This window comes from Halopenitus sp. POP-27, assembly GCF_029889855.1.
Taxonomy (GTDB): Archaea; Halobacteriota; Halobacteria; order Halobacteriales; family Haloferacaceae; genus Halopenitus; species Halopenitus malekzadehii.
Window position 1 is genome coordinate 103253 of sequence record NZ_JARANU010000003.1, and the last position, 20108, is coordinate 123360.

19 protein-coding genes and 1 tRNA gene are annotated in these 20108 nt (G+C 60.9%); 10 read left to right on the forward strand and 10 right to left on the reverse strand.

The genetic code is table 11. The features are described 5' to 3' along the window. Nucleotides 1-323: 323 nt before the first annotated feature. Nucleotides 324-938 carry a GNAT family N-acetyltransferase gene (locus tag OQF70_RS03205; RefSeq protein WP_280535800.1) on the reverse strand — a complete coding sequence of 205 codons (615 nt, stop codon included), beginning with the start codon at nucleotides 936-938 and terminating at the stop codon, nucleotides 324-326. Nucleotides 939-1215: 277 nt separating this feature from the next. Beyond that, nucleotides 1216-1485 carry a hypothetical protein gene (locus tag OQF70_RS03210; RefSeq protein WP_092817894.1) on the reverse strand — a complete coding sequence of 90 codons (270 nt, stop codon included), beginning with the start codon at nucleotides 1483-1485 and terminating at the stop codon, nucleotides 1216-1218. Between the two features lie 255 nt (nucleotides 1486-1740). On the opposite strand from OQF70_RS03210, the gene OQF70_RS03215 reads away from it, so the two are divergent. The 8 genes from OQF70_RS03215 to OQF70_RS03250 all read left to right on the forward strand — a co-directional run bounded on the left by OQF70_RS03215 (nucleotide 1741) and on the right by OQF70_RS03250 (nucleotide 5971). After that, a complete protein-coding gene (locus tag OQF70_RS03215; protein ID WP_280535801.1) occupies nucleotides 1741-1947 on the forward strand; it encodes a cold shock domain-containing protein in 207 nt (68 codons plus the stop codon). Nucleotides 1948-2296: 349 nt separating this feature from the next. Next, on the forward strand, nucleotides 2297-2563 hold the full coding sequence (locus tag OQF70_RS03220; protein ID WP_280535802.1) for an AbrB/MazE/SpoVT family DNA-binding domain-containing protein: 267 nt from the start codon (nucleotides 2297-2299) through the stop codon (nucleotides 2561-2563). A gap of 3 nt (nucleotides 2564-2566) precedes the next feature. Then, nucleotides 2567-2968: a PIN domain-containing protein gene (locus OQF70_RS03225; protein WP_280535803.1), complete on the forward strand. Its 402-nt coding sequence runs from the start codon at nucleotides 2567-2569 to the stop codon at nucleotides 2966-2968. Between the two features lie 16 nt (nucleotides 2969-2984). Continuing rightward, on the forward strand, nucleotides 2985-3188 hold the full coding sequence (locus OQF70_RS03230; protein ID WP_280535804.1) for a hypothetical protein: 204 nt from the start codon (nucleotides 2985-2987) through the stop codon (nucleotides 3186-3188). Nucleotides 3189-3207: 19 nt separating this feature from the next. After that, a complete protein-coding gene (locus OQF70_RS03235) occupies nucleotides 3208-3552 on the forward strand; it encodes a repressor phrH2 (protein ID WP_280535805.1) in 345 nt (114 codons plus the stop codon). Between the two features lie 30 nt (nucleotides 3553-3582). Beyond that, nucleotides 3583-4299: a hypothetical protein gene (locus tag OQF70_RS03240; protein ID WP_280535806.1), complete on the forward strand. Its 717-nt coding sequence runs from the start codon at nucleotides 3583-3585 to the stop codon at nucleotides 4297-4299. Nucleotides 4300-4560: 261 nt separating this feature from the next. Further along, nucleotides 4561-5406, forward strand: coding sequence for a hypothetical protein (locus OQF70_RS03245; RefSeq protein WP_280535808.1), 846 nt, complete (start codon nucleotides 4561-4563; stop codon nucleotides 5404-5406). Between the two features lie 106 nt (nucleotides 5407-5512). After that, nucleotides 5513-5971 (forward strand): hypothetical protein, encoded by a 459-nt coding sequence (locus tag OQF70_RS03250; protein WP_280535810.1) that lies wholly within the window; start codon nucleotides 5513-5515, stop codon nucleotides 5969-5971. 158 nt (nucleotides 5972-6129) lie between these two features. On the opposite strand, the gene OQF70_RS03255 is transcribed toward OQF70_RS03250, so the two are convergent. Both OQF70_RS03255 and OQF70_RS03260 read right to left on the reverse strand, forming a co-directional pair. Further along, a complete protein-coding gene (locus OQF70_RS03255; RefSeq protein ID WP_280535812.1) occupies nucleotides 6130-6657 on the reverse strand; it encodes a hypothetical protein in 528 nt (175 codons plus the stop codon). A 552-nt stretch (nucleotides 6658-7209) separates the two neighbouring features. Next, a complete protein-coding gene (locus tag OQF70_RS03260) occupies nucleotides 7210-11508 on the reverse strand; it encodes an N-6 DNA methylase (RefSeq protein ID WP_280535813.1) in 4299 nt (1432 codons plus the stop codon). A 121-nt stretch (nucleotides 11509-11629) separates the two neighbouring features. On the opposite strand from OQF70_RS03260, the gene OQF70_RS03265 reads away from it, so the two are divergent. Continuing rightward, complete coding sequence (locus OQF70_RS03265) at nucleotides 11630-11926, forward strand: hypothetical protein (protein WP_280535814.1); 297 nt, start codon at nucleotides 11630-11632, stop codon at nucleotides 11924-11926. Nucleotides 11927-12311: 385 nt separating this feature from the next. Here the strand turns inward: OQF70_RS03265 and OQF70_RS03270 are convergent. The 3 genes from OQF70_RS03270 to cmk all read right to left on the reverse strand — a co-directional run bounded on the left by OQF70_RS03270 (nucleotide 12312) and on the right by cmk (nucleotide 14160). Beyond that, nucleotides 12312-12382, reverse strand: a tRNA-Pro gene (locus OQF70_RS03270). Nucleotides 12383-12455: 73 nt separating this feature from the next. Then, nucleotides 12456-13547 (reverse strand): RNA-guided pseudouridylation complex pseudouridine synthase subunit Cbf5, encoded by a 1092-nt coding sequence (locus OQF70_RS03275; RefSeq protein ID WP_280535815.1) that lies wholly within the window; start codon nucleotides 13545-13547, stop codon nucleotides 12456-12458. A 34-nt stretch (nucleotides 13548-13581) separates the two neighbouring features. After that, nucleotides 13582-14160, reverse strand: a complete 579-nt coding sequence (gene cmk / locus OQF70_RS03280; protein ID WP_280535816.1) for a (d)CMP kinase — start codon at nucleotides 14158-14160, stop codon at nucleotides 13582-13584. Between the two features lie 128 nt (nucleotides 14161-14288). Between cmk and OQF70_RS03285 the strand changes: the two genes are divergently transcribed. Next, nucleotides 14289-15866, forward strand: a complete 1578-nt coding sequence (locus tag OQF70_RS03285; protein WP_280535817.1) for a heme-binding protein — start codon at nucleotides 14289-14291, stop codon at nucleotides 15864-15866. Between the two features lie 39 nt (nucleotides 15867-15905). Here OQF70_RS03285 and OQF70_RS03290 read toward each other — a convergent pair whose 3' ends face one another. The 3 genes from OQF70_RS03290 to OQF70_RS03300 form a co-directional block, all read right to left on the reverse strand. Further along, nucleotides 15906-16748, reverse strand: coding sequence for a phosphatase PAP2 family protein (locus tag OQF70_RS03290; RefSeq protein WP_280535818.1), 843 nt, complete (start codon nucleotides 16746-16748; stop codon nucleotides 15906-15908). Between the two features lie 2 nt (nucleotides 16749-16750). Beyond that, the gene (locus tag OQF70_RS03295; protein ID WP_280535819.1) at nucleotides 16751-18586 is read right to left on the reverse strand and encodes an ABC transporter substrate-binding protein; all 1836 of its coding nucleotides are present in this window, start codon (nucleotides 18584-18586) and stop codon (nucleotides 16751-16753) included. Nucleotides 18587-18695: 109 nt separating this feature from the next. Continuing rightward, on the reverse strand, nucleotides 18696-19979 hold the full coding sequence (locus OQF70_RS03300; RefSeq protein WP_280535821.1) for a hypothetical protein: 1284 nt from the start codon (nucleotides 19977-19979) through the stop codon (nucleotides 18696-18698). Nucleotides 19980-20108: the final 129 nt, after the last annotated feature.

Sequence of the window (20108 nt, forward strand, 5' to 3'; positions counted from 1 at the left end):
GAAATACAGATACTCGATCGGACAATTATCCCGGACCGAACCGATAGTGGTCCGGCTGCCGATCGGTCGTTCGGAGCCACGGATCGGATACCTGTGGCCGATTTTCCGTGGCATATGGGTGAGATATGTCGACCAGCACAAATAACCCGCTTAATAGATATATTGTTAGATATATACTGCTCAGTACGCGATCCGGAGGCACCGTCGGGGGACCGTGAGTCACACACCGGACCCTCCTGACCCGGTCGATATCGAGCCACCATATCGGCGATATCGGCCTGGACACCTGATCGATGGAATGAGCCGCTCCGAGTCGTGGCCCGTCAGCCGGTCGGCGCCGTCTTGAGCGAACGTCGCATCCGGAACTCGATCGCTCGGGTATCCACGGCGGTGAAGCCGTATTTTCGGTAGAGCGCCACCGCCGCGTCGTTCGAGCGTTCGACGTGTAGTTGGACCTCGTCGGCGTCCGAGTCGGCACCGTGATCGAGCAGGACGCCGAGCGTCTCGGTCCCGATCCGCGCGCCCTGGTAGTCCGGATGGACGAAGATCGCGAGCTCGACCGCGTCCGCGCCCGTGCCCGCGTCAGCGTCGGCGTCATTCGTCTCACCGTCTTCATCCTCGCCCGTCCCGCCGTCGATCGGCACGAGAACGGCGTGCCCGACCGGATCGCCCCCGTGTTCGGCGACGACGTGGATGCCCGTCAGGCCGGTGAGCCACTCGCGGATCCGGTCGGTGCCGATCGGCGGGATGCCCTGGGCGCGGTCCGTGGCCCCAAAGTCGGCGTACATCCCGACGAGCGCGTCGACGTCGGGCGGAGTACCCTCGATGGTCCGGAGCCGTATCAGCCGGTCGCGTCGATCGGTGAATCGTACGGGTGACTCGGTACTGATGTGACCGATCGGCGTGTCGAACGCGGTATATGGTTCAGATCTCGACATTGTTAGTCCGATTCGATCGACGAACTCGCCACGTAAAAGGATTTATTCGTACGTATATATACAATAAAGGGAGTTTAATCGTGGATCAGGGGATGTGATCGACGAGCGTGGGGCACGCCCCGTGATCGACGGTTCGGCAGCCGTGATCACGATCGTCGCGGGAGCGATCCGGCAGGATCGACGATCGATTTCGCGATCCACAACCGGGAATCCCGTCGGTGTCGTTGGACGATGTCCGGTGGGACGTCGAGAAATACGGATCCGGTCGCAGTCCCCGTTACGTGGAGACGGGGCCGCGCATCCAGCCGGGGTCGTGTCCGGTGCGAGCGATGAGGTCGGATCGGCACGCGGGGCAGTAGTCGGGGGTGTCGGATTCGCTTCGGGGAACGTAGACCGCGCCGCCACACTTCACGCAGGCCGCGTCGACGATGGTCACACAGTCCGCACAGACGTTGAACTCGTCCACCGTGAGATCGCGCAGGGGTTCGAGCTGTTTGTCCAGGAGATACTCGTCGATGACCGTCTGGCAGTTGTGGCACGGTTTCATGGCGATGCACGGTAGACCTGGTGGCCCCCTCATAAATATCTGCCTCCGCGATCGGTCCTGGTCGATCGCCGATCGACCGCTGCTCACTCTCGATTGCTTGCCCGCGATCGACTCCCGCTCCCCGACCGTGAACGCCCGATCCCGGATGTGACCCGCCGACCGTGCCGTCGATCGGCGGGCAGTTTATAAATGGCGGGCCGTGGTACCGCGACCCTCGCAACCCTTATCCGGCAACGGGGTGTACGTTTGGTTGCAATGGCAAACGGTAAGGTTGACTTCTTCAACGACACTGGCGGCTACGGTTTCATTTCGACTGACGCAGACGACGTCGACGACGACGAGGACGTTTTCTTCCACATGGAGGACGTTGGCGGTCCCGACCTCGAAGAGGGTCAGGAAGTCGAGTTCGACATCGAATCATCCCCCAAGGGACCCCGCGCGACGAACCTCGTCCGCAACTAACGATCTGCTTCCGGCCGTCGTGTCTCACGATGGACGGCTTTTCGTTTTTGCAGGCTATTTACGCTCCTAGCGACTGCGCCTCGTTCGATATCCGTATCGTTCCCGTCACTCTCTAGTCCAGGCGATCGCGGTCCGAAACCCGACCTCCTCGGAGCCATCGTCGTCGGTCCGTCCTGTGTTTGTCGGTGTTTGATACGGCGTTAGACCGATCCACGACGCGACGAAGTAGGTGTGTCGGCGATGTAGTCGACGAAAAGACGTCGGTACGGATAGTGACGGGAAAATGGGCGGGACGTATACCATATTCACGGGAAGATTTTTGGTTTTTCCTGTATGAGAGTAGTATACTATGTCGAAGTCGGCGGATGACCGGGGGCGGATTTACCTCCCGAAGGACGTCCGGGAGCGGTTCGGTGAGCGGTATCGCATCGTCGAACTCCCGAGTCACGTCGCGCTCTTCCCCGTCGACGACGACCCGCTCGAGGGACTCCGAGCCGCCGTTGGTGATGCCTTTGGAGGAACGGACGCCGACGATCTGAAAACGGACGCGCGTGAGGCGATCTCTCGGGAGGTTCGAGCGGAGGCGGACGCCCGGTCGCAGGACGACGAGGAGTGACCCGTGTACGTCGAAACCGACTTTCTCACGGCGCTGGTGAAGGATGACGACTGGCTTCAGGAGGCTGCGATCCGCGCCCTTGACGAGCGCGATGACGTTCATACGTCGATACTCGCGTATGCCGAGGTTCTGGTGTTGTTCTACGACCGTGAGACTGCCGAGTACGAGATCGATGCGCCGCGGGCGATCACGAACTTGCTCGAACTGGTTCCGATCGTGCCGACGGAACACGAGGACGCGGTGCTGGCCGCCGCAGCGTTCCTCGATGAGTACGAGCTCACTCCGTTCGACGCGCTTCACGCCGGGCTCGTTACGACCGGCGAGGAGCGCGTTCTTTCGACCGAGCAGGACTACGACACCGTCGGTCTCGACCGCACGCCCTTGGAATCCGCATTTTCAGAATGACCCGTAGAGACGCAAGGTGTTCCGATCGCTTCTCTCCGACAGCTTCCTCGACGATCGCGATCTCCACGTCCAACTCCTCGGCGCGCTCGACGGCCCGGAGCTTGCTCTCGAGGTCGTCGACACGCAGGAGTGGCGCTATCTCGACGACGTCGACGACGCGATCGAGGCGGGTGAGAACGCGACCGCGACCGCGAACGGGACGAACGGGAGCCAGACGTAATGCGGTCCACGGTCCCTGGATGGCCCAGCTCGACGAGCACATCCTTGAGCGGCTCGCCGCCGACGGTGACGCCACCGCGTGGGAGATCGCCTTCGACGTCACTGGCTCCGTGAGTCGCGATCGAGTGCGATCGCGGCTCGGCGTCCTCGCGAATGCCGACCTCGTCGACCGGTACTCCCGGACGATCGTCCCCGAGCGTGTTGAGTCCTACTGGCGCATCACGACGTGGGGCGAGCAGTACCTCTCCGGCGACGTCGACCCGAGTCTCGATCGACCGCTACCTGGACCACGACCGCCCTACGCGATGAGGCCCCGGAGGTGGACATCAACTTCATCTATGTCGAGCGTTCAGCCCCGAAAATGAACACGCTAAGAAACCCGAACCAAGATCTCGATGCTTGAGGGATCCGTTCTGTCGCAGTCCGGTATTTCCGAAAATTATGGTCTTCTTGCTCCGATAGTACTGTTGGTCGTCGTGGAGTTGAGTCAGTTAGCACGGACGGTTGATCTTGAGCAGGCCGTCGAACGGAAACATCATCCACTAATTCTCGATGCGTTTGCTTTGCCTATTGCTGGGATTCTCCGATTTATTCTAGGAGTTTTGCTAACTCTGTTCGACCGTATCTCACCTTGGAATAGAGAGAAGATCACTACCCCCTCAAAACCGGATCTGGGTGTTCCTGTCAAATTGTTCTATCCTCGTTTAGGAAGTTTTTCAGTTATTCATACGGCTAACGTCCTGATTTTGTTATCTGGAATCTACATCACGCGCTTCACGGTTTCTGATTTTGGAATTGCATCCGGTCCAATTCTATTCGCACTTGGATTAGTTCTCCTTCCGATATTTGAGGTTAGTGAATATGACTTAATAGCTGCTAACTATCGAGATAGTACCTCATTTTCCTGGTATATGTATGAGAATGTCGTATTCTTTTTATTTGTATTCACTTCGGGAGAGACGGGTCTTCAACTCAGACCAGGAAGGGACGCCATTTTTCTCTACGTTGGGTGGTTCCTCACCATAACTTATGTGTACTTAGTTCTCCTAGCAAAGGACATACGCACCGCGAGGACAGATACGACTACTCGAGATTATAAGGGGATAGAATGAATTGGGAGTTTGATGAAATTCTTGAGACTATTGTTGGCTTCTTTCTTGTATTGGCGATAGGTCTCGCCTTGTTCGGATTTGATGTGGATTTCTTTATGCAAATACTCATTAATGGCCTCATTGCCATCGTGGTCGCCTTGATGGTGTTTGCGTTTCTTGGGCGAATCATCGAACTCGTTTAATGTATCCTGACAGGAACCTCAACACTCTGAATAAGTACAATTCCATAAATATAAAAGCAAATGGTTTATTCAAATATGTATGTCAGATACAACCTTCCACTTTGCTGAGTGGGATATTACTGGAGTACTCACCGACATAACGGATTTAGATCGTACTGCTTCCCACGAAGATCTCATTCGAGAAGCAATTATTGATTATATAGACACGACTGAACCAGTAACTGAGACTGATGACAGTAGGTGGCACTTTGGAGACTACGAAGAGGAAGTGGACCGTGTTTATGGAAAGTTTGGAAAAGTATACACAGATGATCCAGTAACATATGATGCAGACGAAGGCGATTTTGTAGAAAGTGACGAGCCGAATATTGATGCAGATTACTCTGTATTTATGCTTCATTTTGATCTAAACCTTCTAGTATATAATACAAAGAATCGTGTTGGGCATCAACAATTCCGAAAACGCTTTGCGGAAGGATTTGCTGGCTCAACAGATAATTCTGCGCAGTTTAATTCCAGATACGTATATAATACTCAATCGATTGAATATATTCTTGATGAAACAACAGTTCGTGAAGCAAATTTTGAACTTGAACCATCCAATCCAGAGAATGAAGATGAATGGGAGGATCTCGATGAAAGTATTCAACAAATGCTTGCAGATAAATTCAATATAGATGCTGAAAGTGCACAGGGTCTTAATTTCGATGAGGAATTTATCGCTCAAGCATTGGCTATGAGCCAAACAGACTATGGTGAATACCGACTCAAATATGATGAGGATGGGACTGTACGTATTCGAACCTCAGACGGAGAGCCAGTGAGAAGCCGTCAGGAGCGGCCAGAGTCTATTGGGGGGATAAGAGCAATGTCAGCGGAACTCATTAATTACGTAAGACCACATCTAACACGAGATGGAGAGTAGTACACGAACACGACTTCAGCGGTATGGTCTCTACCGCTTAATTACATCTTGGGACTTTATTGCTTCTCTAGTAGTTTCTATTATATTTGTTTTAATTAGCATCTGTTTGTTCACACAACGGGGAAAAGCTACGTTTATCGAATCTGGAACAGGGACAGCTCAGACCTTAACTACAGTGATTCTTACTGCAGTAATTATACTAGTCTCTATTTCTGATGATGATCTTCTAGTAGAACTAATTGAAGATAGAAATTATGAATCAATTCTATTCTCGTTCGAATATACTGTAGCACTTTCAATTACAACCTCCGTAATTGGTTCAATTATACAGTCATACAGTTTTGGAAATTTTGCTTATGCAATATTTAGCTTCTTACTGTTCTATACTGTTTTTGCATCATTATCAATTGTGTCAAAAATAATAACTCTTGGGCACAAAAAGGCACAACAAACGGCAGTAGGTGAGATTGATGATGATATTGGAGATGATGTTGAAATCATTGGTCCAGACGGGAAGAAAAGGGAGAGCATCGATGGAGAACCGATAGAAGAAGGTGAGAAGTGATATTTCATCCGAGTATAGAGATTCCACAAGATCTAACCCACAGCAATTTATTTATTGGATTTGAAGATTCTCAGTCAGTTAGGATGGCTTGGAATTGAATACGTTAGTTCTGGTAAGGAGGATGATGCCTGCACATCGTCCCAATCAATCCATATCTATTAATACCCGATCAGAATCATATCGAACGGCAGTTCGAATCGGTCGGTCGTGTAGATCGTTTCGACGACGTCCCGCGTGTTGTCGAAGGCTGCATTTTCGCCGCCTGAGTACTTGTACACGTTCGGCACGGCGAGGACCAACGTATCGACCTGAACCATCACCGACGCCTGGATCAGGTCTCGATAGATCGAGTTCCCCATCCACGCCCGTCCGGCTTCGACCTCCAACCCGTACCGCTGCTCCGGATGATAGCCGTCGACCTCATACTTGAGTTGTGGCTTGCCGTTCTCGCCGTACAGTACCGGCCGGTGGATCTTCTCGTCCTTCTTCTTTCCCTCCTCGACGTTGAACCCGATCGCCTCCAGATCGCTGCGGAGCACGTCGAGCACGTCGTCACTTTTCAGCCCGTCATCGAGCTGGCGCGTGGCGATCTCGTCCTCGTTGTCCCGAAACGTGCTCGCGATGTCGTCGGCGAATTCCGGAGGAGCCTGTGTTCGGGGATAGCAGTAGTACCGAATGTCGGACATACGCCCCCGTCTCCCGGTGGCGGTATAATAGATCGGTTGGTTCGGAGCGTGTTGAGGGAGTCCTACAACAGTTCGCAGGGTGGTGTTTTCATACCTCTGTCGTCGAACCCCCCGCTAGAACGAGCGTGCGTATGGGTACTTCTGAATCTGGAGTAACTTTATGCCTCCTTGTTGGCAAGATACGCTATGGCTATATGCCCGAAATGTAACGATCAGTATGAAGAGAAAGACGACGATTACGCTGGAAAAACGTACCCCGCCGATGATTTAAGCCATATCTGCTTTGGAGACGACGGAACATTATATTTACACAAATAACGAACTAGACTACTGTACTGGTCGATCCATAGGCCGCCTGTACTGAGCAATTCAACCTGTGGAGACCTCGCGGGACGCGCCGACTATTCGTTCTTCTCGAGTCGACTCACCACGCGACCGCGAAACCGAACGGCAGCGGAATCGACGGCAGCGCCGGGATCGACAACACGGAGATGCGCTTCATCACGATCTCGAATCGTATGAATATGCCGACAAGCGCGGTCACGAACTTGATTACTCTCCCACAGCCTCCTCGACGATCGCGATCTCCTCGTCGGTCAGTCCGTACAACTCGTAGACGATCTCGTCGATCAGCGCGTCGGTCTTTTCGATCTTCTCGTCCAACTCCTCGGCGCGCTTGACGGTCCGGAGGTAGTTCTCGAGGTCGTCGGCGACGTCGGCGACGTCGGGCAACTCGATCGCCTTCAGCCGATCGACGAGCGAGTTCGTCTTCGTGGCGGTCTCACGGAAGTTGGCGAAGCCGCCCGCCTCCTCGACGGCGACCGGGACGAAGTGCTCGATCAGGTCGGCCTCGGTCTCCGTGAGGTCCGTGATCCGGAAGGCGGGGAGGAGATCCGTCTCGGTGTAGCCCCAGCGATCGGTCTCGTGGGCGTCCTCGTCGTCGGGCTTGTAGCGGGCGGTGGCCTTGATGAGGACCGTGTTCGGGGATTCGCGATCGACGGTGACGGTGCCGACGCGGAGGTTAGGGTGTTGCTCAGTAGTTCTGCGGAGCACAGATTCTGCGGCACTTTCTGGGGGTTGGCTAAAACCGATCTCTGCGAGTGGGAGATCACTCTCATACACTCCAAGATGATCCTCAAGAAAGAGATTCAGCGATTGATGCTCTCCGTGTAGCTCAATCATCTGATCTGCTAACCGTGGTAGGATTTCTCCGGCGTAATCTCGGAGGTTAGCGAGGTTAAAGGTGTCAGATATTGATCCTGCTGAAAGGTAAGTCGTGTACTTCTGTTCGAATTTATTTTGATCGAATTCTTGGGTGGAAGAATCTGGCGGGAGTGGGATCGAGAATGGATTGAGATAGTCCGTTTTAAACGTGAAATATCCACCTCGAAGCGCATATCCAGTGTTCTTGAGGAAGTACCAGAGGACTTCTGTATTGATAATGGAGAGGAGATATTTTTCTCCGACCTGATCTTCGTCCGTCTTGACCCCGTACACCTTCGTTTTGTGATACAGCCCTTCTGAGTCGTACGTGAAGTTGGTTCCATAACTGATCTCGGGGGTGACGATCTTGTCCTCTTCAAATTCGGTTAGATTCTTCGGATAGACATAGTCGTACCAACCCTCTCGATCCATTTTACCACCTTCTCTAGCCCTAATCTTCTCTTCGTGTTCCGTGAGATATTCGTAGAGGTTCGGATAGGAACTTTCGAGTTGCTCTTCTTCAACGAATTCGGCGTGTACCTCATTTCCATCCTCGTGAAGTAGATACGGGAATATAACGAGGTACTCTGGTACGAGGGGATCGTATCGATGAACGTCTTGGCCCTTTAGAAGCGGCTTCAGCAACTCCGATTCCAACTTCCACTCTCTTCCGTCTTCTTGACTGCGAACTGTGACATACTCTCCTTCTATGTCTTCAATCTTCTCCAAGAGATAGATTGAATCTCCGCTAGTAACTAATCCTTGATATATTCGATCGGTAACTGTCTCTAGAGTCGGTCCAGCATCATTGATCTTCTCTAAAATCTGTTCTGTCTTGGCATCACGGAAGATCCACGGCTCCGAGTCATAATCTGCCTCGATCGATCGATACGATGGATCAGACTCGTTCGTGAGTTTCTCGGGAGAGATCTCCCCATAGTCGAACTCGTTTCGACTTTCCTGACTGAGGAAGAGCAAACAGGTGTAGACCGAGGCTCCTTCGAAAACCTGCTCGTGCCTGAATGAGAGTATTTTGTAGATGGACTTCTTTTCTGATAGATATCTTCTCAGACCGGTCCCGAAGTCACTCTGGAAGAACTTGTGTGGCTCAATATATCCTAAGATCCCACGTTTTGAGAGAAGTTGCTGTCCTTTTTCGGTGAAGTTTGCGTAGATGTCAAAATTCCCGGTCGCAGATTCGTATACCGTGGTAAAGTACGAAGCTTGCTGTGGAGTATGATTCCGTAGTGACTGTATACGAATGTACGGCGGATTCCCCACGACCGCATCGAACCCGGCCCCCGCCAGTTTCTCGCCGTCTGAGTCGAAGAACACCGCCGGGAACTCGAGTTCCCAGTGGAAGAAGTCCTGTTCCTCGGCAGTCGCCTGCGCCGCCTTGAACCAGTCCTTCCCCTCGATCTCGCTCCAGTCGTCGGCGTCCTCGATCGCGCCCGCCATTCGCTCGTAGGCGTCGTCGGGGACGTCGACGCCGAACTCCGCGGCGGTGTGGACGTTCGCTAGTTCGAACAGGCGCTGATACAGCGGATCGTCGCGGATCTCGGCGTACAGCTCCTCCATCGACTTCACGCTCTCCAGGGAGTCGTTGTCGAACGCGAGCAGGTCCGCCATCAGCTCCATCACGTGCTCGAGCGTGTCCTGGCGCACCCGGGCGAACGCCTGCGTGAGCGTGATCTGCCCGCCGTCGTCGCCGGCGTCGTCGGAGAGGACCTCCGTGATGTCGCTGCCGACGAGGGAGTTGCCGGTCTTGAGGTGGTGATCGAGGAACGCGAGCGGCTGGTCGGCCGCCAGCGTCTCCAGCCACATCGACAGCTTCGCGAGTTCGACCGCCATCCCGTTCAGGTCGACGCCGTAGATCACCTCCTTGGAGATCTCCCGGCGGATCGCCTGCTCGTCGTACGACTGGATCTCCTGTTCGCGAACGACCGCCATCACCTGCTCGGTGAGGTAGCCGGTCGCCTTCGTCAGGAAGTGCCCCGAGCCCATCGCCGGGTCCAGCACGGTGAGGTCCGTGACCGCCTGGTAGAACTCCCGGAAGTACTCCCGGTCGCTCGGCTCGAGCCCGTCCGCCCGGAGGTCCTCGTCGATCTCCTCGATCAGGGGATCGATCGTCTCCTCGACGATGTACGTCACCACGTAGTCGGGCGTGTAGTACGCGCCCGTGGCCTTGCGCTCGCCCTCGTCGTTGACCACGTAGAGCCCGCCCTCCTCGACCGTCTCGACCGCGTCAGCGACCGAGACTTCGTCGCCGGGCTTCCACACCTGTCCGCCGTCCTCAGCGACCGCGGCGACGCCCTCGGGACCCGCGATCCGGAACTCATGCTCGAGCAGGCCCTCGTAGATCGACCCGAGGTGCCGCGTGTCGAGATCGGCGTAGTCCGCCGGGACGTGCTCGCCGTCGTCGTTCTCGGTGGTCGACAGCCAGAAGATCACCTCCGCGATGTACGGGTCCGTCACCTCGTGGTCGGCGAGGAACGCGTGGTCCCCGTGGTCGAACAGTCCCCCGTTGTACGGCGGGATGTCCAGGTCCTCCTCACCCTCGTCGATCAGCTCGAAGAGTTCCGAGAGCCGCCCCCAGATCGACGACGAGTAGCTGCTGAACTCCTCCTCGAACGCCGCGCCCGATTCGACGTCCATCCCCTCGACCGCGTCGAGAATATCCTCCCGCTTCGCTTCGAGACTGAAGTACTCCTGATACTCGTCGCTGGCAGCCGGATCGTCGGGATCGATCAACCCGCGTGATTCGGCGTAGAGCACGAACATCAGCCGGTAGAGGAGAACCAACGACTGCTCCTTCAACTCGCCGCGTGCGTCCTCGTCGTCCGGATCGATGTCGAGGTCGTTCGACTCGACGAAGCCCTTCCCGAGCACGCGAAGCGCCCGGAACACGTTGTCCTGAAGGTCCTCTCCGAGCTCCTGTGCAGCCGTCTCCGATTCGGTCCACACGTCATCGAGGAACGAACTGCCGGCCGTCTCGACGAACGCCTCCGGCCGGAAGAAGACGTAGAAGTACTTGAACGCCTCCAGATTCCCGCTTTCGAGGATCTCCGGCAGGTCGACCTCGTAGTAGGTCTGCGTCTCGTAGTCTTTGGTCCCGTAGAGCCGCCACTTCTTCCCGTCGGTGAGCACGCCCCACGTGAGATCGCTCGGCGTCCGCTCGAGGTAGTACTTGATCTGGTGAGAGGCGTCGCGGTACGAGCGCTGCTCGGCGAACCGTGCCTCGAAGTCGGCGTCCCACTGCTTGGCTTCGAGGATCGCCGACGCCCGTGAGAACAGGCCCTCCATATCACCGTCGAGCGCTCGCTTCGCGCCCTCGCGGCGCACGTCGTCGTTCTCGAAGAGCAGGCGATCGACGTATCCGCCGCCGTCCGGGAGGGTCACCTCCGAACTCGTGCCGTAGCCGAGAACGTCCACGATCTCGGCGATCCACGTGTCGATCAGCTCGTCCTCGTTGTACGATGGCAGCAGCGATCCCTCCTTCTCCCAGAGGTTACGTATCTGCTCGAAGGCCGCCTCGGCGTCCGCGTCGCAGTCCCACGCGTCGAGATCGGCGACGCGCTCGTCGAGATAGTAGCCCGAGAAGAGGTTGGAGTTCCGGTAGGGACCGCTTCCGAGCGTCGTTTGGCTCATCTGATGTAACAGTCACACGTCAGTACGACTAAATAGATGACGGAGCCGCGATCGCCGGTGGCGGTTCGGCGATCGCGGTGCGGCCCGAAGGTATAGCCCGGGTCGGGCGGGCAGGGGACGTATGGCGACACACGAACTCACGTCGATCGATATCGGATCGTTGCTCAGGATCGGCGCCGTTCTCGGCGCGCTCTACGGCGCGCTGTTCGGCGTCCCGCTCGGGCTGCTCAGCGTCCTGCTTGACAGCGGCTTCGGGCTGCTCGGGGCGGTCCTGATCGTCGTCATCAGCGCCCTCTCCGTCGCGGTTTCGGTGGCGATCACGGGCGTGGCCTACAACGTCATCGCGACGCTGGCCGGCGGCGGCGTCAAGGTCACCCTCGAGGGCGTCGGTCACGGCTCCGGGAACCAGCGTCGGTGAGACGCCCCGACCCCGAACGTCCGAGCCGCCGCCAGCCGATCGGATGAGGACCGGCCGAAACGTACCGGTCCGTCCCCGTGGAGCCACTCGACGCCCTGTGACCCACCCGTCGATCTGTGACCACTGGGGGCAGATCCGATGTGCGATCGCACCGTGGGTCCGCGTCCCCGTCTTGAGCCGAGCACCGCAACGCGGACGGTGTCTCACGCTGCGACACCCCCTCGATCCGGGGCGTTGTATCCGCGCTTTGACACTCGATTCGGCGGGGTACCTGTCGTTATTTCCTTCTGATGGTTTGCCGCCGTATTTTTGGATCGCTGATCGGCGTTTTCGGCGGTTTGAGAGGGTTCTCCTGTCCGTTGTGGAGGACCTGTAACAAATTTTATGGGACCGCCGAGAATCGAACTCGGGTCATACCGACCCCATCGGCATAGGATACCACTACCCCACGGTCCCAGGGCGTATTCGAATCGAGGGGTGTCCGTTAATTAAGGGCTTCGTTTCATCGCCCGACCACCTGCGCCGACCGTCAGACCAACACGCGCTCGAGGGCGACGACGGTCCCCGTCTCGGCGTCGGGATCGCCGACGAGCCGGCCCAGACAGACCACGCTCCCGTTCGGCAGGGAGCAGGCGACCAGCGGCGCGTCGGCGTCGTCGGGGACGGTGCCCGTGGTGACGATCTCGGCGGCGATGTCCGCGGCCGGACCGGAGCCGACGTCGACGTCGATCACGCCGGGCGCGTAGATGGTCGCGCCGGTGGCGACGGTTGCGGCCGCCGAGGGGGCGATCGTGACCGTCGGCAGGTGATCGAGGGCGTCCTCGGCGGGGCGGACGACCTCCCGGAGGAACGCTGCGTCGCCCTCCCGAGCCCACGCCAGCGCGTCCCACAGGTCCTGCAGCGTGTGGAGGTCGGCGTCGTCGAAGGGGTCGGTCGCGGACCGACGCAGCGCGCCCATATGGGCGCCCGTGCCCAGCGCGAGCCCGAGGTCGTGACACAGCTTGCGCACGTAGGTTCCCGACTCACACCGGATCCGGAGCAGCGCGCGCCGGTCCGCGACCTCGAGGACGTCCACCTCGTGGATCGTTCGCGTCCGGAGTCGCCGGGTCACGGCGCTCTTTCGCGGGGGTTTCTGGTAGATCTCGCCCTCGAACTCGGCGACGACGGCTTCCAGATCCGACGGCGCGGACGCGTGCAGCTCCAGCTCGGCGACGTACTCCTTGTGCCCCTCGAGGAACACCTGGGCCGCACGCGTCGCCGTCCCGGTGAGCGTCGGGAGACAGCCCGTCACCTTCGGGTCGAGCGTCCCCGAGTGGGCGACCCCGTCGATCTCGGGGCCGTCCGGGTCGAGGTCGGCGAGGGCGTCGTTGATCCCGTCCCGTACCCAGGCGGACACCTGGTGGGAGGAGGGGCCGGCCGGCTTGTCCAGGTTGACCACGCCGAACCGCAACAGCTCGGCCGGCGACCGGTCCTCGGGAGCCGGCCGGAGGCGGTCGGCCGGGGATCCAGGATCCGACCCAGTCCCGTGTGCGTCGTGCTCGTCAGGGTCGCGTGCGTCGTCGTGCTCGTGACCGTGGGCGTCGTGTGTGCTGCGTTCGTCGGCGTCGGTGTCGTCGACCATTCGATGCGTTCCCGTGTTCGTTCCGTCCCGTCGCTTAAAAGTCGTACCGGACGCCCTCGACGGGGTGTTTGCCCTCGTCGAGCGCGGGCTCGTGGGCCTCCACGGTCGTGACGATCGACTCGAGGACGGCGTCGGGCCCCCAGCGGGACGTGTTGTAGACGATGTCGTAGATGGAGAGATCGTCGATGTCGATGTCGTAGTACTCCCGGTAGCGTTTCGCCTCGCTCTCCTCGCGCCGGCGCGTCTCCTCGCGGGCCCGATCGACGGCCTTGCCCTCGCGGTCGGCGATCCGGGCCGCGCGGACGTCGAGGGGGGCGTCGAGCCAGATCCGAACGTCGGCGTGGTCGCCGGCCAGCCACCCGGCCAGCCGGGACTCGAGAACCACGTCGTCCTGCGTCGTCGCGATCTCCCGGAGGCGGCGGTCGAGGTCGCGGTCGATCCGGTCGTCGGTCTCGGCGTGTTCGTTGAACTCGACCGGCGTCATGTCGTTCTCGGCGGCCATTTCGCGGAAGATGTCGCCGCCGCTGACGTGCTCGAGGTCGAGCGCCTCCGCGAGTCCGACGGCCGTGGTACTCTTCCCGCTTCCCGGCGGGCCGGAGACGGTCAGTAACATATCCACACTCACTCGAGCGGCTTACAAACGGTTGTCGTTTCCGCGGCGGACGTGTCGGATCGATCGCGGTGTGTCCAGCGACGGCGACGACTCGCAAACCCCTAAGTCCCGGCGCACGAATCTCGGGTATGGTCGAGGCGCCACAAACCGACGAAGGATGGTTCGCCCTCCACGACGTCCGGTCGATCGACTGGGACGCCTGGCGGGCGGCACCCGAACACGAACGCGAGCGGGCGATCGAGGAGGGCCGGCGCTTCCTGTCGGCCCGCGAGTCGCTCGCCGACGCCGAGGCGGGCGATTCCGCGGTCTTCTCGATCCTCGGGCACAAGGGCGACCTGCTGTTCCTCCATTTCCGCCCCGAACTCGACGACCTCTCGGCGATCGAGCGCCGGTTCGAGGACACCGCCTTCGCCGCGTTCACCGAGCGGGAGACCTCCTACGTCACGGTCACCGAGGTCTCGGGATACGTCTCCGACGACTACTTCGAGGGGAACGAGGAGGAGATCGACGAGGGGCTGCGCCGCTACATCGAGGGGAAGCTCAAACCCGACATCCCCGACGACGAGTACGTCTCCTTCTACCCGATGAGCAAGCGCCGCGGCGAGGAGTACAACTGGTACGACCTCTCCTTCGAGGAGCGCGCCGATCTGATGGCGGGCCACGGCGAGGTGGGCCGGGAGTACGCCGGCCGCATCAAGCAGGTGATCGCCTCCTCGGTCGGCTTCGACGACCACGAGTGGGGCGTTACCCTCTTCGGGGCCGACCCAACGGACCTCAAGGACATCGTCTACGAGATGCGCTTTGACCCCGCCTCCTCGCGGTACGGCGAGTTCGGCGACTTCCTCGTCGGCCGCCGGTTCCCGCCGGCCGACCTCGGCGCGTACCTCGACGGCGCGAAGGTCCCGACGAGCGAGTACGGCGGCGGAGCGGGTGGACACCCCCACGGCGGCGATGAGGGCCATCACCACGGCGACGGAGACGGCGGAGACGGCGGAGACGGCCATCACCACGGCGACGCCGACGGCCACCATCACGGCGGTGACGGTGGGAATGGCCATCACCACGACGGCGACGCCGGCACCGAGGACGCGGACGCGGACGCCGGCGGAGACGAGCCCGATGCGGACTCGATCCGTGGTGAACTCGAGGACCTCGACATCTATGCCGGCCAGCCCCACGGTGAGGACGTCTACGCCACGGTCCTCTACAGTGAGGCCGACCTCGACGGCCTCTTCGAGGAGGTCGACGGGCTCCGCGGCAACTTCGACCACTACGACACGCACGTGAAGACGGCGGTCTACGAGGGACGCGCGACCGACCGCGCCGCGGTCGTCTCCATCTGGGACACCGCCTCGGCCGCCGAAACCGCGGCCGGATTCCTCTCGGAGCTGCCGGGAATCGTCGCCCGTGCGGGCGAGGAGTCCGGCTTCGGGACGATGGGGATGTTCTACACCGTCGTCCCCGACCATCGGGCGGACTTCGTCGACACCTTCGACGACGTCGCCGACCTGCTCGACGGGATGGACGGCCACCTCGAGACCGACCTGCTGGCCAACGTCGAGGACGAGAACGACATGTTCATCGCCAGCCAGTGGCGCGCGAAGGAGGACGCGATGGCGTTCTTCCGCTCCGAGGAGTTCTCGGAGACCGTCAAGTGGGGTCGGGAAGTTCTCGCGGACCGGCCGCGACACGTCTTCCTCGCCTGAGACGGGTCGTCGACCGAGCGATCGTCGTCATCGTGGCGGTCACGGATCGGTCCGCTCCGCCGACCCCTCGGCATCGTCCGCGCCGTCCCGATCGTCCGGATCCACGATCCGAACCGACGCCGCCACACACCCCAGCGCCAGCACGATCCCGCCGAGAACGTCGATCAACCAGTGGATGCCCAGATACATCGTCGCGATCCACACCGAGACTGCGAGCCAGCCCGAAAGGACCGTCCAGGCGGGGAACGCCTCGCGGGTCCGATAGGCGAACGCGGCGACGGTCATCGACAGGGAGGTGTGCAACGACGGGAAGACGTTCGCGTTCTCGTTGACTCGAGCGGCGAGCTCCTGGAAATCCGGGTTGAACGTGAACAACAATCCGGAAACGAGGTCGACGTTTCGCGGCCCGTGTGCGAACACGATCGTGTAGACGATCAGGCCGATCCCGTAGTTGAGCGTGTAGGCCACGATCAGCCGTTTGAACGTCGTCGACGTTGAGCGGCCGAGGTAGATGAGGACGGGAAACACCAGCAGGAAGGCGTACGCGTAGATGTAGATCCACGAGAAGTAGAGGGTCGCGTACGGCGACATAAGCGTTCCCTGCACCCACGCGACGAACCCGTCTTCGAGGGCGAATATCGTCCCTGTCGCGCGCCATCCGTAGACCTCGGAGACTGCCTGGAGCCCGCTCCGGCCGACCGAACTCACGAGTAGCACGGCCACCAGCCCGGCCAACTGTCGTCGTGCGGACCACAGATACGGGCCGGCGTTCGTGCCGATCCGGTATATCCGCCGCCGGTCCAGGATCGCCATCCCCACGATCAGACACGTCGACGCGACGATCGCCGCCAGATACGTCAGGACGGAGAGGAGAACGCTCATCGTCATGGGTCACGGACGAGGAGGGCACCGTCATCGTCGTAGTGGTAGCCGATCTCCGAGAACGCCTCCATCGCGGCCTCGACGTCGAGATCGCCGTCGGACCCGACGAACGGCGTCACCGGGTCGCCGTCCGCCCAGCGATGCTCCGCCAGCAACCAGGACGGCGAGAGCGCCAGCGGGGAGGCGGCGGGACGCGCATAGCCGTTGAACGCCGACTCGACGAGCGCGGCGGCGTCGATGAGCCGACCGACCGTTCGACGGAAATACGGGTTGGACAGCGGCTCGCTTCGGGTGTTGTATCCGACGTGGTAGAACGCCCCCGAGCGTTGTCCGACGAGTCGCGCGTTCGCGTTGCGTCCGATCCGGGGAACCGCGTCCGGTCCGAGGGTCGACGTGGTCGCGTCGGCGAGCCCGTCGCCGACCTGGGTGACGGCGGCGACGTCCGAAGGAACGACCCGGAGCTCCAACGCGTCGAAGGCCGGCTTTCCGCGGAGCCGCTCCGGGAACGCCTCCGGGGTGGTTCCGATCGGGTGGTCCGGGTTCCGTTCGAAGACGATCCGTTCGTCCGCCTCGGCGCTCCGGACCCGAAGCGGTCCGCTGCCGATCGGCTCGGAGGTCTCCCACACCTGTGCCGCGGTGGTCATCCCGTCGATCTCGATCCCGCCGGGGATCTCGACCACGTCGGTTCGGGACTCCCAGACGTGTTCGGGCAGGATCGGGACCGTCAGCGCCCGCCGCTGAAGCGAGTCGACGCCGGTCGAGAACCGGATATCGGCCGTCTCCGAATCGACCACGGAGACGGACTCGACCAGCGTCGATCGGCCGCGAAACCGGGACGACGGGATCGGCGTCTCGGCCGTCCCAAGCGACGTATCATCGAGGAACTCGTAGGTGAACGCGACGTCGGCGGCCGTGAGATCCTGGCCGTCGTGCCAGCGGCCCTCCCGGAGCGTGACGCGGATCGTCCGGTCGCCGGTTCGGTCGACCGATCGAGCCATCCAGCGGTGGTCGGTTCCGTCGATCCGCCGGATCAGCGGGTCATACACGAGCCCGGTGAACGTTCCGTGGCGACGGTATTCCGGGGCGATCGGGTTCAGGTTGGTCGTGATCCGCGCGTCCGTGCTCACGAGTCGGAGCACCGTCTCATCGGGGTCGTCGGTCCCGTCTCCGTTCCTCTCGATTTCACCGTTCTCGCCGCCCTCGGCGGCCGAAAGCAGCAGGATCCCGCCCGGCGTGACCGTCCGCGCACGGTCCCAGCCGACGAACCGATCCCCGCCGACGGCCGTCAGCGCGTCGGGAAACGCGACGACGGTGAACGGATGTTGGCGGGCGAGTTCACGCTGGAGGTCGTCGACCGCGTCTCGGCGATCCTCGCCGTCCGTCTCCCGCTGTCGCTCGAGGAGCGTGTCCAGGTTCGGATCGGTGAGTCCGAAGGGGTTCTGCCACCCCGGCTCCGCCGTGAACGAGGAGTGCAACAGGGGATGGAGGGCGTCGGGATCGATCGGCTCGACGTGGGGGAACTGTCCGACGTAGACGTCGAAGTCGTGGTTGATCAGCACCTCCCGATAGAGGCCGGCGTCGTCGACCGTCCGTATCCGCGGCGCTATCCCAACCGCCTCGAGGTGGTCGGCGAGATGGCGCGCGATCCGGATCGCGTGGGGATCGCTGTCCGTCGGTCGGGTCGTTATCCGAAGCTGTACCCGACTCGGCTGTGTCCGCCCCGCGACGTTTTTGGCCCGGCCGAGACACCCCGAAACGCCGACGCTAGCGCCGGCGCTGACGCTGGCGGCAACGCTGGCCAGTGCCCGTCGGCGCGTCATCGTGGGGGTGGATCCCATTCGTTCATCGCAGTTCGACGCGGATCGTATAACAGTCCTGCGGTCAGCGTCGTGCATCGTTCGGGTTCGTCGCCGGATGGATCCCCCGTACGCTCGATGACGTCCGCCGCTAGATGACGTCCGCCAGGGGTAACGCGAGCACGAGCACCCACGAGATCAGGCCCAGCACGACGATCGAACGTCGTCGGCCCGCCACCGTATCTGCCCGTCCGAACGCGATCAGTCCCGCCGCCGCGACGACGGCGGTTCGGTGTGCGATCAGGGACGGTGGAACGGCCACGCCCAGGAACGCGACGTCCAGAAGGAACCCGCCACCCAGACCGATCGCGGTCCCGGCGACCGCCGCATCGGCATCACACCGATCGGCGAGCATCCAGACGATCGCCGGGAGCCCGACCACGAGCGTTAGATACAACGGGGCAGCGGCGATCTTCGGCGAAACGCCCGGATACGCCGCCTCAAAGGCGATCCCTGCCGCCCGAACCCCGAGCACGATCGCTGTGAGTCCGACGATCAGGGTACCCACGTGTCGGTGCCGAACGACCGCAGCGCGGAGTTGCGTTCCGGCTCGCCGGAGCGATCGTCGCGTCTGCCGCCGGAGGAGCACCGCGATGAACGGGAGGACCGCTCCGAGGTCGATCACCGTCACCCAACCGTCGCTCCGTCCGCCCTCGATCCCCCGGTATTCGCGGGTGACCTCGGCTCCCGACTCGATGAAGTCGTCCTCGATCGTCCGTGGCGACTCGGAGACGTGGGTCACCGTGTGACGGAGTCGGAACCAGTCGTAGTACTCGCCGTGGGCCTGGAGGGTGGTATAGGCGCCATCGGGGGACCCGTAGACGCGGATGTGGGTTCGCGTCCCGAGGTACGTCCCCGTATGTAGTTGGGCGGTTTCCGTGACCCACGTTCCGTGCCCCCCTTCGTGTTCGAAGTAGGTGTAGCGCGTCGAGCCGTGTGCCCGCTGCCAGTCCGTGGTGACGGCGTCCTCGATGACCTCCTGGCCGGCGTCCGCGACGGCGTCCGTGGTCGCGTTCGCGTCGCTTGCGTTCTCGAGTGCCTCGCCGACGTCGGCGTCCTCGACGTCGGCGTCCGGCGGCTCCTCCCAATCGGTTCCGGGCCCGTCCCGGAGCGCCTCGGTCACCGTCGCCGGATCGTCCCGGAAGACCACGTTGATCGCCAGCGTCCGCCCCTCGGCCGATCGCTCACGGCTCGTGTAGGGCCACATCGCGTAGTCCCCGTCGACGGGGATGAGCGAGCCCTCCGGCACCGATGGGGGCTCCGGCTCGGCCCCCTGGTCGGGTTCGACGCCCGGCTCGGGGACCACACCGGAGACGGCGAGCCCGATCGCGACCGCGACGAGCAGGACGGCGATCCCGACTGTCGACCGCTGCATACTCCCGTCTCGTCGCCGGGGACCAAAAGCGGTCGGCCGCTCATCCGGTGCCTGCCGTCGATGGGTTGCTGGTGACGGTATCGAAACACCCATCCCACCTTGCCGGCAACGGACCGGTACCAGCCCTGC